The organism is Microbacterium sp. NPDC087868 (assembly GCF_044900755.1).
Classification (GTDB): Bacteria; Actinomycetota; Actinomycetes; order Actinomycetales; family Microbacteriaceae; genus Microbacterium; species Microbacterium galbinum.
On record NZ_JBJDNO010000001.1, the window covers coordinates 89,268 to 103,387 of the forward strand.

Here is a 14,120-nt window from a genome sequence, read left to right on the forward strand (position 1 = left end):
GTCAGTCTCCCTGCACCGCGGCGATCGCCTCGATCTCGACCAGCTGGTCGTCGTACCCGAGCACCGTGACACCGAGAAGGGTGCTCGGAACATCGTGGGATCCGAATGCCGCTTCTACGACGTTCCAGGCGGTGACGAGGTCGGCCTGGCGTGTGGAGGCCACCAGCACGCGCGTGCTGATGACGTCTGTCAGTGCGGCGCCCGACGCGGCGAGAGCGCCCCGCAGGGTCTCCACGCAGCGCGCTGCCTGTGCAGCGTAGTCGCCCGGGGCGGTCGTGGAGCCATCGTCTTCGAGCGGGCAGGCGCCGGCCAGGAAGATGAGGCGCGAGCCGGCGGGAGCCGTCGCGGCATAGGCGTACGGGGTGTCGGCGAGGGAGTCGGAACGGATGAGTCGGACTACGGACGTCATGCTTCGATCCTCCCATGGGAACATCGAAGGGCCCTGTCCGCGTGGACAGGGCCCTTCGAGAGGGGGAGCGGCGGGACGTTACTCGCCGTCCTCCGACTTCTTCTTGCGAGGCTTCTTCACGGGCTCGGTCGCGATGACCGTGCTCGGGGTGTTCGGCGTCTCGTCGACGTGGTCCTCGGTCGCCTCGAGCGGGGCATCCGGGAATCCGGCGCGCTCGTGAGCTCCCTGGATCTCGGCGACCTCGGTCTCCTCGTTGTGAGCCGTGACGTGGTGCTGGTGTGCATCCGCGGCTGCGACCTCGGCCTGAGTGAGCGGCGCGAGACGGTCCTCGAAGAACCAGCGCGACATCGACGACCGGAGGTTCTCCGTCCACGGGATGCGGCCCTTGGCGTTGGGGCGCACGACGAGCGGCTCGTAGCCGTCGACGTCGATGAGCTTCCACCGGTCGTACTGATCGACCGGCTGGTGCACCTCGATGAACTCGCCACCGGGAAGGCGGACGATGCGTCCCGACTCGAAGCCGTGGAGAACGATCTCACGATCCTTCTTCTGCAGCGCGATGCAGATGCGCTTGGTCACGAAGTAACCGAGGATCGGCCCGAGGAACAGCAGTGCCTGGAGCGTGTGGATGACACCCTCCATCGTGAGCATGAAGTGCGTCGCGATGAGGTCCGAGGAGGCTGCAGCCCAGAGCACGGCGTAGAAGATGACGCCGGCCACGCCGATGGCGGTGCGGGTCGCCGCGTTGCGCGGACGCTGCGCGATGTGGTGCTCGCGCTTGTCACCGGTGATCCACGCTTCGATGAAGGGGTAGATCGCGACGGCGACGATGAAGAGTCCGAGCACGGCGACCGGAACGAGGATGCCGAACGACCAGGTGTGGTCGAGGAAGACGACGTCCCAGTTCGAGGGCGCCAGACGCAGCGCGCCGTCCGCGAAGCCGATGTACCAGTCGGGCTGGGTTCCGGCGGACACGGGGGAGGGGTCGTAGGGACCGTAGTTCCAGATCGGGTTGATCTGGAAGAAGGTCGCGATCAGCACGATGGTGCCGAAGACGATGAACAGGTATCCGCCCATCTTCGACATGTACACCGGCATCATCGGGTAGCCCACGACGTTGTCGTTCGTGCGGCCGGGGCCGGCGAACTGCGTGTGCTTGTTGATGATCATGAGCATGAGGTGCACGACGATCAGGGCGATCACCAGCATCGGCAGCAGCAGGATGTGCAGCGAGTACAGGCGCCCGACGATGTCGGTACCGGGGAACTCGCCGCCGAAGAGGAGGAACGAGGTCCAGGTGCCGATGAGCGGGAGGCCCTTGACCATGCCGTCGATGATGCGGAGACCGTTACCCGAGAGCAGGTCGTCGGGGAGGGAGTATCCCGTGAAGCCCTCGGCGAGAGCGAGGATGAACAGCACGAAGCCGATCACCCAGTTGAGCTCGCGCGGCTTGCGGAACGCGCCGGTGAAGAACACGCGGAGCATGTGCACGCCGATACCGGCCACGAAGACCAGGGCGGCCCAGTGGTGGATCTGACGGACGAGCAGACCGCCACGGAGGTCGAACGAGATGTGGAGCGACGACTCGAGGGCCGCGGACATCTCGATGCCGCGCATCGGAGCGTACGCACCGGTGTAGTGGGTCTCGACCATCGACGCCTGGAAGAAGAACGTCAGGAAGGTTCCGGACAGGAACACGACGACGAAGCTCCACAGGGCGATCTCACCCAGCATGAACGACCAGTGGTCGGGGAAGATCTTGCGTCCCAGCTCCTTGACGAAGCCGGAGAGGCTGGTGCGCTCATCGATGTAGTTCGACGCGGCGCCGACGAATCGGCCGCCGAGAGGCGCCTTGGTGTCCTTGTCCTCTTTGGACAGCGTTGCGGTGCTCAATGGCGCTCCCAGAAGCTCGGGCCGACGGGCTCGGTGAAGTCACTGCGCGCGACGAGGTAGCCCTCGTCGTCGACGGTGATGGGCAGCTGAGGCAGCGGGCGCGCGGCCGGTCCGAAGATGACCTTGGCGTGATCCGTCACATCGAACTGCGACTGGTGGCAGGGGCAGAGGAGGTGATGGGTCTGCTGCTCGTAGAGCGCGACCGGGCATCCGACGTGGGTGCACACCTTGGAGTAAGCGACGATGCCGTCGTACGACCAGTCCTTGCGGTCCTCGGCCTCGATCAGCTGCTCGGGGCGCAGACGCATCATCAGCACGATGGCCTTCGCCTTCTCCTCGAGGTAGCCGTCGTGGTGACTCAGCTCGGCCAGGTCGGCCGGGATCACGTGGAAGGCGGAACCGAGCGTGACGTCGGCGGCGCGGATCGGCGTGCCGTCCGGGTCGCGGACGAGGCGCATTCCCTCTTCCCACATGGTGTGCTTGAGCAGGTGCACCGGGTCGCCCGCGTAGGGGTCCTCCGGGGTGGCATGCGGGGCCAGGCCGCGGAACAGCGTCACGCCGGGGATGATCGACGCGACGAGCGCTGCGAACAGCGAGTTGCGGATCATCGTGCGGCGTCCGAAGCCGGACTCCTCGTTGGCGTCGGAGAACGCCTTGATCGCGGCCTCGCGGGTCGAGTCCTTGCCGCGCGTCGGGTGACGGTGCTCGATGTGCTCCTTGTCGGACATGAGCGCCTTCGACCAGTGGATCGCTCCGAGGCCGAGGGACAGCAGCGCCAGGGCGATGCCGAGTCCGATGAAGAGGTTGTTCTGACGGATGTCGATGAGAGCGCCGCTCTCGATCGGGAACAGCATGTAGGCGGCGACCGCCCAGATGCTGCCCGCGAGAGACAGGTAGAACAGCGTGTAGACAGTGCGGACCGCTGCCTTCTCCGCGCGCGGGTCCTTGTCGGTCATCCGCTCGCGGTGCGGCGGCAGGCCCGGGTTCTGCACAGGGTCGCTGACTGCGACGCCCAGCCCCGGAGAGGGCTGGTAGGCCCTGTCAAGAGCCTGCGAGTCGTCGTCGTGTGCCATGGTGCTCCTCGTACGTTCCTCTTCGATGATTAAGCGTCAGTTGGACTTCGCCGTGATCCACACGGTGATGGCGACGAGTGCGCCGATGCCGAAGATCCAGACGAACAGGCCCTCCGAGACCGGTCCGAGCGATCCGAGGGAGAACCCGCCGATCTGCACGGACTGCTGCTGGTACAGGAGAGCCGAGATGATGTCGCGCTTGTCTTCGTCCGACAGGTTCATGTCGCCGAAGACGGGCATGTTCTGGGGGCCCGTCACCATGGCCGCGTACATGTGCAGCGCGCTGGTCTCGGTCAGGGCCGGGGCGTACTTGCCCTCGGTGAGCGCTCCACCGGCGGCGGCCACGTTGTGGCACATCGCGCAGTTGACGCGGAAGAGCTCGGCTCCGTGAGCCACGTCGCCCTCACCGTCGAGGATGCGCTCCTCGGGGAAGGTCGGGCCGGGGGCCGTGGACTGCACGAACGACGAGATCGCGAGGATCTGGTCCTCGGTGAACTGCGGCTCCTTCTGGGGAGCCTGCGGTCCCTGCATCTGCAGGGGCATACGGCCCGTGGAGAGCTGGAACTCGGTGGCGAGCTCGCCGACACCGTAGAGGCTCGGCCCGTTGGGCGTGCCCTGCAGGTCGAGGCCGTGGCAGGTGGCGCAGTTCGCCTGGAACAGCTTCTCGCCGTCCTCGACGGTCAGCGTGGTCGCCGCGGTCTGCGTGTCGGTCGCGGCGAAGGCCGCGGATGCGCCGGCGTACACGGCGCCGGTGATCATCAGGCCTGCTCCGATGAGGGCCGCGGCAGCCAGGGGGCTGCGGCGACCGCCAGAACGGCGCTTCTTCTCTCGTGCCATCTCGGGGATCAGCTCCGCTCTTATTTCAGGAAGTAAATTACGACGAACAGCACGATCCAGACGACGTCGACGAAGTGCCAGTAGTAGGACACCACGATCGAGGAGGTCGCCTCCTTGTGCCGGAAGTTCTTGACGGCGAACGCGCGTCCGATGACGAGCAGGAACGCGACGAGCCCGCCCGTCACGTGCAGTGCGTGGAAGCCGGTGGTCAGGTAGAACGCGGAAGCGTACGAGTCGGCGCTGATGGGCATTCCCTCGGCGACGAGCTGGGCGTACTCCCAGACCTGACCCGAGACGAAGACCGCGCCGAGGGCGAAGGTGAGGAAGAACCACTCGACCATGCCCCAGCCGAACAGGCGGCGACGGCCGGCACCGTTCTTCTGGCCCTTGCCGATCTTGTAGGCCTGGAGGTCCTCGGCTGCGAAGACGCCCATCTGGCAGGTGAACGACGAGAGCACGAGGATCGCGGTGTTCACGAATGCGAACGGCACGTTCAGCAGTTCGGTCCGGTCGGCCCAGAGTTCGGGGGAGGTGCTTCGGAGGGTGAAGTAGATCGCGAAGAGTCCCGCGAAGAACATCACTTCACTGCCGAGCCACACAATGGTGCCGACAGCTACCGGGTTGGGCCGCTTGATGGTTCTCGCCGCCGGGGCATACGTCGCTGAGGTCGTCACCGTTCCATTATGGCCGATTCCCGGGGGTGATTCTTGCACCCGGACACCTCGTTTCGCCAGCTTTTCACTTAGGTAACCCTAAGAAAACACTGCGAATCGTCGGTGAATCCGCGGGAAATCGCGGGTGCTCCGGCCGTCGGCATCCGTGACAGACGAGATGCACGTTTTCTCGGCGCCGATAGGATCGCACACATGGCTGAATCCCTGACCTGGTCCGATGTGCTCACCACTCTCCTGGAGCGTCGCGACCTCAGCGTCTGGGAGTCGACGTGGGCCATGCGTCAGATCATGCGGGGCGATGTCAGCGAGGCCCAATTGGCGGGATTCCTGATCGCGTTGCGTGCGAAGGGCGAGACGATCGACGAGATCGTCGGTTTCCGCGATGCGATCCTCGAAGCGGCCGTCCCGCTCCCGGTGTCGCCGGACGTCCTCGACATCGTCGGCACGGGTGGGGACCGTGTCGGCACCGTGAACGTCTCGACGACCGCGGCCATCATCATCGGTGCGATGGGCATCCCGGTCGTGAAGCACGGCAACAGGGCGGCGAGTTCGGCGTCCGGCTCCTCGGATGTGCTCGGCGCTCTCGGGCTCGAGCTCACGCTCGATCCGGCCGCCGTGGCGTCCATCCTCGACCGCACGGGGATCACCTTCGCCTGGGCGGGTGCGTTCCACCCCGGTTTCAAGCACGCGGGAGCCGTGCGATCGCAGCTCGGCGTACCCACCGTGTTCAACATGCTCGGCCCTCTCTGCAATCCGGCTCGCGCCGAGGCGAACGCCGTGGGCGTGGCGCAGCTCGAGCGCGTGCCCCTGATCACCGGAGTGTTCCGCACGCGCGGCGCCACCGCGCTGGTCTTCCGCGGCGATGACGGACTCGACGAACTCACCACCACCGGCCACAGCCGGATCTGGGAGGTCACCCGAGGAGATGTGCACGAGCACGATCTGGATCCGCGGGACCTCGGCATCCCGCTCGCCGAACTCTCGGACCTTCTCGGAGGGGCGCCGGAGCACAACGCGACCATCCTGCGTCGCACGCTCGAGGGGGAGCGGGGAGCGGTGCGCGACATCGTGCTGCTGAACGCTGCAGCGGGCATCGTCGCCTTCGAGCTCTCCCAGGACGCGGCTCAGGTGCAGCGTCCGATCCTCGAACGCCTGCGCAGCGCGTACGAGCGTGCGGCCGCCGCGATCGACGACGGGCGGGCGCTGTCGAAGCTCGACGAGTGGATCGGCGTGAGCCGGGAGCTCGCCGCAGGCTGAGGCGCATCATGGAACCGGTCGCCGCACTGCTCGAGATCGCTTCGCTGCTCGAGCGCGAGCGGGCGTCGAGATATCGGGCCAAGGCCTTCCGACAGGCGGCCGCGGTCTTCGAGTCGTTGCCCGCGGACGTGCGCACAGATCCGAACCGTCTCCGTGCGGCCCCGGGGATCGGTGCGTCGACCTTCTCGGTGATCCGTCAGGCGCAGGAGGGCATGGTCCCCGACTATCTGGTCGAGCTCCGTGGCGACGTGGAGCCGGAGCGCATCTCCGACCTGCGGCGGAAGCTGCGCGGCGATCTCCACGCGCACACCGACTGGTCGGACGGGACGACGTCGATCGCGGTGATGGCGGCCGCAGCGCGCGCACAGGGCCACGAGTATCAGGCGATCACCGATCATTCGCCGCGCCTGCGAGTGGCACGCGGGCTCTCGGCGGAGCGATTGCGCGAGCAGATCCCTCTCGTCCGGGCCGAGTCCGGCGACGGCTTCACGCTCCTGGCCGGAATCGAGGTCGACATCCTCGACGACGGCGTGCTCGACCAGGAGGACGGGCTTCTCGGCGATCTGGACATCGTCGTCGCGTCCGTGCACTCGAAGTTGCGGATGGATGCCCGCTCCATGACCCGTCGGATGCTCGCAGCGGTGGCGCACCCGCGGGTGAACGTGCTCGGCCACTGCACGGGACGCCTCGTGCAGGGTGAGCGCGGCACCCGCCCGCCGTCGGAGTTCGACGCGGCCGCCGTGTTCGCGGCCTGCGCCGAGAACGGCGTCGCCGTCGAGATCAACTCCCGCCCGGAGCGTCAGGATCCTCCGGACGAGCTGATCGCGCTCGCTCTCGAAGCCGGATGCCTCTTCTCGATCGACTCGGATGCGCATGCCCCCGGTCAGCTGTCGCTTCTCGACCACGGCGCCGAGCGAGCGGAGCGCGCGGGGGTGCCGGCATCGCGGATCGTGACGACCTGGGGGCTCGAGCGTCTGCTCGCGTGGGCGGAATGAGGGTCAGGCGGAACCGGTGACCTTCTCGATCGCGGCGATCGCGCGGTTCATCGAGGAGGTCAGATTCCACTTCGCGGCGAGAGAATCGGCCGCGTCGCGGGCGACGTCGTCGAGCGGGTGCAGCGGCGTGCCCGGCGCGGAGATGTCGAGTCCGGTGGCCACCGCGACGACCGTGGGGGCGACATCGAGGTAGTCGCTGGCGGCGAGGATCTTCGCACGGACGCCGGCGCTCATCCCCTCGCCCGCGGCGGCCTCCGCACGGATGCCGTCGAGATCGGCATGGGTCTGGAGGAGCGTCGCCGCGGTCTTCTCGCCGACGCCGGCGACGCCGGGAAGGCCGTCCGAGGCGTCGCCGCGCATCGTCGCGAAGTCGGCGTACTGGCGCGGGAGTACTCCGTACTTGGCGACGACGGTCGCGTCGGTCACGATCTCGAGGTTGCTCATGCCGCGGGCGGTGTAGATCACGCGGACGTCGCTCGCGTCGTCGACGAGTTGGAAGAGGTCGCGATCCCCGGTGACGATGTCGACGGGAAGAGCGGATGCCGTGGCGAGCGTGCCGATCACGTCATCGGCCTCGTGCGCCGCGGCGCCGATGATGGGGATGTCGAGAGCCGCGAGCGTCTGACGGATGAGAGGGATCTGCGCCTCGAGCGGATCGGGCACCTCTTCGACGTCCGGGGCGTCCGCGACGACCTCGACGACGCGGTGACCCTTGTAGCTGGGAATGAGGTCGACGCGCCACTGCGGACGCCAGTCGTCGTCCCAGCAGGCGATGACCTGGGTGGGCTCGTAGAGCGTGACGAGCTTCGCGACGATGTCGAGCAACCCACGGGCGGCGTTGATGGGGGAGCCGTCCGGTGCGGTGACCTTGTCGGGCACCCCGTAGAACGCGCGGAAGTAGAGGCTGGCGGTATCGAGCAGCATCAGGCGATCGGTCACGGGGACAGTCTCGCACGGGCATCCCGCACCCGAGCCTCCGCAGCATCCCGAGATCTGGTAATCTGAAGCGTCACTCGTGGCGTGCATACGCATGCTCTCGTGACGATCAATCCAATCCAATCGCTGTGAAGCAGGATATCGGCCGTGCGCGGTCGCTGTTCACGGCCTGAGTTCCCATTCACAAGGACAACCCACTACATGACTACCGCAACGACCGCCCCGGCCACCAAGCAGGTCGCCATCAACGACATCGGATCTGCTGAGGACTTCCTGGCCGCGGTCGAGAAGACCCTGAAGTTCTTCAACGATGGCGACATCATCGAGGGCACGATCGTCAAGATCGACCGCGACGAGGTCCTCCTCGATGTGGGCTACAAGACCGAGGGTGTCATCCCCTCGCGCGAGCTCTCCATCAAGCATGACGTCGACCCCAACGAGGTCGTCGCCGTCGGCGACCTGGTCGAGGCCCTCGTCCTCCAGAAGGAGGACAAGGAAGGCCGTCTGATCCTCTCCAAGAAGCGTGCGCAGTACGAGCGCGCCTGGGGAGACGTCGAGAAGATCAAGGAGAACGACGGCGTCGTCACCGGCACCGTCATCGAGGTCGTCAAGGGTGGCCTCATCGTCGACATCGGCCTCCGTGGCTTCCTCCCGGCTTCGCTCATCGAGCTCCGCCGCGTCCGCGACCTCACGCCGTACCTCGGCCAGGAGATCGAGGCCAAGATCCTCGAGCTCGACAAGAACCGCAACAACGTCGTGCTCAGCCGCCGCGCGCTGCTCGAGCAGACGCAGTCGGAGTCGCGCACCACGTTCCTGAACAACCTCCACAAGGGCCAGGTCCGCAAGGGTGTCGTCTCGTCGATCGTCAACTTCGGTGCGTTCGTCGACCTGGGCGGCGTGGACGGCCTCGTGCACGTCTCCGAGCTGTCCTGGAAGCACATCGAGCACGCCTCCGAGGTCGTCGAGGTCGGCCAGGAGGTCACCGTCGAGATCCTCGAGGTCGACCTCGACCGCGAGCGCGTCTCCCTGTCGCTGAAGGCGACGCAGGAGGACCCGTGGCAGGTCTTCGCCCGTACCCACGCGATCGGTCAGGTCACCCCGGGTAAGGTCACGAAGCTCGTTCCGTTCGGTGCGTTCGTGCGCGTCGCAGACGGCATCGAGGGCCTCGTCCACATCTCCGAGCTCTCCAGCAAGCACGTCGAGCTGGCCGAGCAGGTCGTCTCCGTCGGCGAAGAGGTGTTCGTCAAGGTCATCGACATCGACCTCGAGCGTCGTCGCATCTCGCTGTCGCTGAAGCAGGCCAACGAATCGGTCGACCCCAACGGCACCGAGTTCGACCCGGCCCTCTACGGAATGGTCGCCGAGTACGACGAGAACGGCGAGTACAAGTACCCGGAGGGCTTCGACGCCGAGACCGGTGCGTGGAAGGAAGGCTTCGACGCCCAGCGCGAGGCATGGGAGCAGGAGTACGCTGCTGCCCAGGCTCGCTGGGAGGCGCACAAGGCTCAGGTCACCAAGGCGGCCGAGGCCGAGGCGGCGGCCGGCGAGGACTTCGGCGGACAGTCGTTCTCGAGCGAGACCGCTGGTGCGGGCACGCTTGCCGACGACGAGGCTCTCGCGGCTCTCCGCGAGAAGCTCTCGGGTGGCAACGCCTAAGCAGCATCACGTCAGGAACGGGTCGTCACCTTCGGGTGGCGGCCCGTTCCGCGTTCTCCCGCGTGACAGGATGGAGACCATGCCCCTCATCGCGCTCACCGGCGGCATCGCGTCCGGGAAGTCGACCATCGCCCGACGACTCGCCTCGCACGGTGCGATCCTCGTCGATGCGGATCAGATCGTGCGTGACGTCCAGGCGCCGGGGAGTCCCGTGCTCCGTCGGATCGCTGAGGAGTTCGGTGACGGCGTCATCGCCGACGACGGTTCGCTGGACCGCCCGGCGTTGGGTGCGCAGGTCTTCGGAGACCCCGAGCGGCTCCTCGCCCTGAACGCGATCGTGCACCCGGCCGTTCGCGCCGAGTCCCAGCGTCGCTTCGAGGAGGCCTTCGCGGCCGACGAGGACGCCGTCGTCGTCTACGACGTCCCGCTCCTGGTGGAGGCGCGCGTCGACGACCCCTGGGATCTCATCGTCGTGGCGCACGCTCCCGAGACGGAGAGGCTGCGTCGCCTCGTCGAGATCCGCGGAATGGACCCGAAGTCGGCGAAGGAGCGCATCGACGCCCAGGTGTCCGACGATCAGCGTCTCGCGATCGCCGACGCGGTGGTCGACACGTCCGGATCACTCGACGAGACCGAAGCCCGCACCGACGCCCTGTGGGAGCGGATCCGCGCGCGGTGAGCGAACCGTTCACCGGCCATGCTCCGGGATCACGGGAGTATCGCCGACTGATCATCGGGCTCTTCTTCGCCGGCGTCGCGACATTCGCCCAGCTCTACGCCACCCAGGCCGTCCTTCCGCAGATCGCCTCCGACCTCCGGATCGGACCGGCGTCGGCGGCCCTGAGCGTGTCCGCCGCAACGCTCGGGCTGGCGGCGGCCGTCGTCCCCTGGTCGATGGTCGCCGATCGGATCGGACGGATCCCCGCGATGGCGACGGGGGTGATCATCGCCACCGTGCTCGGCATCTGCGCGCCGCTGAGCGACGGCATCCTCCCGCTCCTCGTCCTGCGGCTGGGGGAGGGCATCGCGCTGGGCGCCGTGCCCGCCGTCGCCCTCGCCTATCTGAGTGAAGAGGTCCGCTCCTCGCACGCGGCGGCGGCCGCGGGCAGCTATATCGCGGGCACCACGCTCGGCGGGCTGACGGGGCGCCTCGTGGCCGGCGGCATCGGAGAGGCGGGCGGATGGCGTGCGGGGGTCTGGGGTGTCGCCGCAGTCTGCATCGTCTGCGCCGTGCTGTTCCTCTGGCTCACGCCGCGCGCCCGCGGCTTCCTTCCTTCGGCGCGAGGCGGCGGCCCGGGGATCCTCGCGCGCCTTCTGCGTCCGCTGCGTTCCGCGCCACAGCTCGCCCTCTACGCGCAGGGTTTCCTTCTGATGGGTGCCTTCGTCGCGGTCTACAACTATCTCGGCTTCCATCTCGCGGCTCCACCGTTCCTGCTCCCGGCCTGGCTGGTGACCCTGCTGTTCGTGGCCTACCTCGCCGGCACGGTCTCCTCGCCCTGGGCGGGATCGCTCGCCAGCAGGTTCGGCCGCTACCCCGTGCTGCTGGTCTCGATCGGCGTCACCGCGTCGGGCGCGGTACTCCTGGCGATGCCGAGCACGGGATTGGTGCTCACCGGACTCGTGCTGTTCACCGCCGGGTTCTTCGGTGCCCATGCGATCGCCTCCGGGTGGGTGCCGACGGACGCTGATCCGGCGGTGCGCGCGCAGGCGTCGTCGCTCTACTATTTCGGCTACTACGCCGGATCGAGCCTGTTCGGATGGATCCTCGGTCTCGTCTTCGGAGGGATGGGATGGGAGTGGTTCATCGCCGGCATCCTCACGATGTGCGCCGCATCCGCGGCGATCGCGGCGCTCGCTCTGCGCGCGTCTCCTTCCGGAAGAGTGTGAGAGCCGTTCGCCCGAAGGGGAAGCGGGCCCCGATGTCGGTGGCCCCGCCTACGCTGGACGTATGGAACCCACCCGTAGCGTTCGCCCGTTCGAGGTCATCAGCGAATACGCGCCCGCCGGTGATCAGCCCCAGGCCATCGCCGAGCTCGCCGCGCGCATCAACGCCGGGGAGACGGACGTCGTGCTGCTGGGGGCGACGGGTACGGGAAAATCGGCGACGACCGCATGGCTCGTCGAGCAGGTGCAGCGCCCCACTCTCGTCCTCGCGCACAACAAGACGCTCGCGGCTCAGCTCGCGAACGAGTTCCGCGAGCTCATGCCGAACAACGCGGTCGAGTACTTCGTCTCCTACTACGACTACTACCAGCCCGAAGCGTACGTCCCGCAGACCGACACCTTCATCGAGAAGGACTCGTCCATCAACGCCGAGGTCGAACGGCTGCGGCACTCGACGACGAACTCGTTGCTCAGCCGCCGCGACGTCGTGGTGGTGTCGACCGTTTCCTGCATCTACGGACTCGGTGCTCCCGAGGAGTACCTCCGTGCGATGGTCGCCCTGCAGGTGGGGGAGCGGTACGACCGGGACGCGCTCATCCGCCAGTTCATCGCGATGCAGTACAACCGCAACGACGTCGACTTCTCGCGGGGCAACTTCCGCGTGCGGGGCGACACGATCGAGATCATCCCCGTCTACGAGGAGCACGCGATCCGCATCGAACTCTTCGGTGACGAGATCGAAGCGTTGTACTCCCTCCACCCGCTCACCGGCGAGGTGATCGAGAAGCTCGACGCCGTGCCGATCTTCCCCGCGTCGCACTACGTCGCGGGAACCGATGTGATCCAGCGCTCGATCGGCACGATCGAGACAGAGCTGGAAGAGCGCCTCGCCGAGTTCGAGAAGCAGGGGAAGCTGCTCGAGGCGCAGCGGTTGCGCATGCGCACCACCTTCGATCTCGAGATGCTGCAGCAGCTCGGATTCTGCTCGGGCATCGAGAACTACTCGCGCCACATGGACGGTCGCGCTCCGGGGGAGCCGCCGCACACGCTGCTCGACTTCTTCCCGGACGACTTCCTCCTCGTCATCGACGAGTCGCACGTCACCGTGCCCCAGATCGGTGCGATGTACGAGGGTGACGCCTCGCGCAAGCGCACGCTCGTCGACCACGGATTCCGTCTGCCGAGTGCCATGGACAACCGTCCGCTCCGATGGGACGAGTTCAAGAACCGCATCGGGCAGACCGTCTACCTCTCCGCGACGCCCGGCAAGTACGAGATGGGGATCGCCGACGGGATCGTCGAGCAGATCATCCGCCCGACGGGCCTGGTCGATCCCGAGATCATCGTGAAGCCCTCGAAGGGGCAGATCGACGACCTGCTCGAAGAGATCCGTCTGCGCGTGGAGCGCGATGAGCGCATCCTCGTCACGACCCTCACGAAGAAGATGGCCGAGGAACTGACCGACTTCCTCGGCGAGCACGGAGTTCGCGTCCGCTACCTGCACTCCGATGTCGATACCCTGCGTCGTGTCGAGCTGCTGAGCGAGCTGCGTTCCGGGGTGTACGACGTGCTGGTCGGAATCAACCTCCTGCGTGAGGGCCTCGATCTCCCCGAGGTCTCGCTCGTCGCGATCCTCGATGCCGACAAGGAGGGCTTTCTGCGCTCCGGGACGTCGCTCATCCAGACGATCGGGCGTGCGGCGCGAAACGTGTCGGGCGAGGTCCACATGTACGCCGACAAGATGACCGACTCGATGGCGAAGGCGATCGAGGAGACCGATCGTCGTCGCGAGAAGCAGGTCGCGTACAACAAGGAGCACGGGATCGACCCGCAGCCGCTGCGGAAGAAGATCGCCGACATCACCGCCGTTCTGGCACGCGAGGGGGCGGACACCGCCGAGCTGATGTCGGGGAGGGGGCGTGCGACGGGCAAGGGCAAATCGCCCACGCCGAACCTCCGACGTACGGGGATCGCCGCGGAGGGAGCACAGCAGCTGGAGGCGACGATCCAAGACCTCTCGGATCAGATGCTGGCGGCTGCCGCCGAGCTCAAGTTCGAGCTGGCAGGGCGACTCCGCGACGAGGTGCAGGACCTCAAGAAGGAACTGCGCGCCATGGAGCGGGCCGGTCACGCCTGAGCGCGTTCGGAAGGTGAAGGCGGCGCGGATGGATGCTGCGGGCGAAGAACTCGCCGACCGGATTCGCGCGATCGTCGCGCCCGCATCCGGCATCGAGGAGCGGAGGATGTTCGGGACCCGAGCATTCCTGCTCGATGGCCGGATTCTCGCGGGGGCCCGACCGGGAGGTGTGCTGCTGATCAAGGTCGCAGCCGAAGACGAGGCAGTGCTACTCCTGCGCGAGGGAGCCGAGCGCGCCGTGATGGGCCCCCGGACCATGAGCGCGCGATGGATCGACGTCGCCCCATCCGCGATCGCCGACGATGACGGACTCCTGTTCTGGATCGATGCGGCGCGGGCCGGAGCCGATTGAGGCGCGTCGACCGTTCG

13 protein-coding genes are annotated in these 14,120 nt (G+C 67.2%); 7 read left to right on the plus strand and 6 right to left on the minus strand.

Annotation, left to right across the window (positions count from 1 at the left end; genetic code table 11):
* Window position 1 precedes the first annotated feature (1 nt).
* The 5 genes from ACI2JZ_RS00435 to ACI2JZ_RS00455 form a co-directional block, all read right to left on the minus strand.
* A complete protein-coding gene (locus ACI2JZ_RS00435) occupies window positions 2-409 on the minus strand; it encodes a Rid family hydrolase (protein ID WP_336640120.1) in 408 nt (135 codons plus the stop codon).
* Between the two features lie 78 nt (window positions 410-487).
* Complete coding sequence (locus ACI2JZ_RS00440; RefSeq protein WP_247631966.1) at window positions 488-2,302, minus strand: cytochrome bc complex cytochrome b subunit; 1,815 nt, start codon at window positions 2,300-2,302, stop codon at window positions 488-490.
* Complete coding sequence (locus tag ACI2JZ_RS00445) at window positions 2,299-3,375, minus strand: ubiquinol-cytochrome c reductase iron-sulfur subunit (RefSeq protein WP_247631967.1); 1,077 nt, start codon at window positions 3,373-3,375, stop codon at window positions 2,299-2,301. The genes ACI2JZ_RS00440 and ACI2JZ_RS00445 overlap by 4 nt, the downstream gene beginning before the upstream one ends.
* Before the next feature lie 36 nt (window positions 3,376-3,411).
* The gene (locus tag ACI2JZ_RS00450; protein WP_247622113.1) at window positions 3,412-4,212 is read right to left on the minus strand and encodes a c-type cytochrome; all 801 of its coding nucleotides are present in this window, start codon (window positions 4,210-4,212) and stop codon (window positions 3,412-3,414) included.
* 20 nt (window positions 4,213-4,232) lie between these two features.
* A complete protein-coding gene (locus tag ACI2JZ_RS00455) occupies window positions 4,233-4,790 on the minus strand; it encodes a heme-copper oxidase subunit III (protein ID WP_247624676.1) in 558 nt (185 codons plus the stop codon).
* A gap of 288 nt (window positions 4,791-5,078) precedes the next feature.
* On the opposite strand from ACI2JZ_RS00455, the gene trpD reads away from it, so the two are divergent.
* Window positions 5,079-6,143: an anthranilate phosphoribosyltransferase gene (gene trpD / locus ACI2JZ_RS00460; protein ID WP_247622114.1), complete on the plus strand. Its 1,065-nt coding sequence runs from the start codon at window positions 5,079-5,081 to the stop codon at window positions 6,141-6,143.
* Between the two features lie 8 nt (window positions 6,144-6,151).
* Complete coding sequence (locus ACI2JZ_RS00465; RefSeq protein WP_247622115.1) at window positions 6,152-7,138, plus strand: PHP domain-containing protein; 987 nt, start codon at window positions 6,152-6,154, stop codon at window positions 7,136-7,138.
* 3 nt (window positions 7,139-7,141) lie between these two features.
* Here the strand turns inward: ACI2JZ_RS00465 and ACI2JZ_RS00470 are convergent, their stop codons facing one another.
* A complete protein-coding gene (locus ACI2JZ_RS00470; protein ID WP_404596196.1) occupies window positions 7,142-8,077 on the minus strand; it encodes a 5'-3' exonuclease H3TH domain-containing protein in 936 nt (311 codons plus the stop codon).
* Window positions 8,078-8,275: 198 nt separating this feature from the next.
* Between ACI2JZ_RS00470 and rpsA the strand changes: the two genes are divergently transcribed.
* The 5 genes from rpsA to ACI2JZ_RS00495 all read left to right on the plus strand — a co-directional run bounded on the left by rpsA (window position 8,276) and on the right by ACI2JZ_RS00495 (window position 14,103).
* Window positions 8,276-9,730 carry a 30S ribosomal protein S1 gene (rpsA, locus tag ACI2JZ_RS00475; RefSeq protein ID WP_247622117.1) on the plus strand — a complete coding sequence of 485 codons (1,455 nt, stop codon included), beginning with the start codon at window positions 8,276-8,278 and terminating at the stop codon, window positions 9,728-9,730.
* Window positions 9,731-9,809: 79 nt separating this feature from the next.
* Window positions 9,810-10,409, plus strand: a complete 600-nt coding sequence (gene coaE / locus ACI2JZ_RS00480) for a dephospho-CoA kinase (RefSeq protein WP_404596197.1) — start codon at window positions 9,810-9,812, stop codon at window positions 10,407-10,409.
* On the plus strand, window positions 10,406-11,617 hold the full coding sequence (locus ACI2JZ_RS00485) for an MFS transporter (RefSeq protein WP_404596198.1): 1,212 nt from the start codon (window positions 10,406-10,408) through the stop codon (window positions 11,615-11,617). The genes coaE and ACI2JZ_RS00485 overlap by 4 nt, the downstream gene beginning before the upstream one ends.
* 61 nt (window positions 11,618-11,678) lie before the next feature.
* The gene (uvrB, locus tag ACI2JZ_RS00490) at window positions 11,679-13,751 is read left to right on the plus strand and encodes an excinuclease ABC subunit UvrB (protein ID WP_247622120.1); all 2,073 of its coding nucleotides are present in this window, start codon (window positions 11,679-11,681) and stop codon (window positions 13,749-13,751) included.
* A 28-nt stretch (window positions 13,752-13,779) separates the two neighbouring features.
* Complete coding sequence (locus ACI2JZ_RS00495) at window positions 13,780-14,103, plus strand: TfoX/Sxy family protein (RefSeq protein ID WP_247622121.1); 324 nt, start codon at window positions 13,780-13,782, stop codon at window positions 14,101-14,103.
* Window positions 14,104-14,120: the final 17 nt, after the last annotated feature.

Bases quoted from the DNA above. Each gene is read 5' to 3' on its own strand.
- ACI2JZ_RS00435 (WP_336640120.1), bottom strand. From the start codon at position 409: ATGACGTCCGTAGTCCGACTCATCCGTTCCGACTCCCTCGCCGACACC.
- ACI2JZ_RS00445 (WP_247631967.1), bottom strand. From the start codon at position 3,375: ATGGCACACGACGACGACTCGCAGGCTCTTGACAGGGCCTACCAGCCC.
- ACI2JZ_RS00450 (WP_247622113.1), bottom strand. From the start codon at position 4,212: ATGGCACGAGAGAAGAAGCGCCGTTCTGGCGGTCGCCGCAGCCCCCTG.
- ACI2JZ_RS00455 (WP_247624676.1), bottom strand. From the start codon at position 4,790: ATGTTCTTCGCGGGACTCTTCGCGATCTACTTCACCCTCCGAAGCACC.
- trpD (WP_247622114.1), top strand. From the start codon at position 5,079: ATGGCTGAATCCCTGACCTGGTCCGATGTGCTCACCACTCTCCTGGAG.
- ACI2JZ_RS00465 (WP_247622115.1), top strand. From the start codon at position 6,152: ATGGAACCGGTCGCCGCACTGCTCGAGATCGCTTCGCTGCTCGAGCGC.
- rpsA (WP_247622117.1), top strand. From the start codon at position 8,276: ATGACTACCGCAACGACCGCCCCGGCCACCAAGCAGGTCGCCATCAAC.
- coaE (WP_404596197.1), top strand. From the start codon at position 9,810: ATGCCCCTCATCGCGCTCACCGGCGGCATCGCGTCCGGGAAGTCGACC.
- uvrB (WP_247622120.1), top strand. From the start codon at position 11,679: ATGGAACCCACCCGTAGCGTTCGCCCGTTCGAGGTCATCAGCGAATAC.
- ACI2JZ_RS00495 (WP_247622121.1), top strand. From the start codon at position 13,780: ATGGATGCTGCGGGCGAAGAACTCGCCGACCGGATTCGCGCGATCGTC.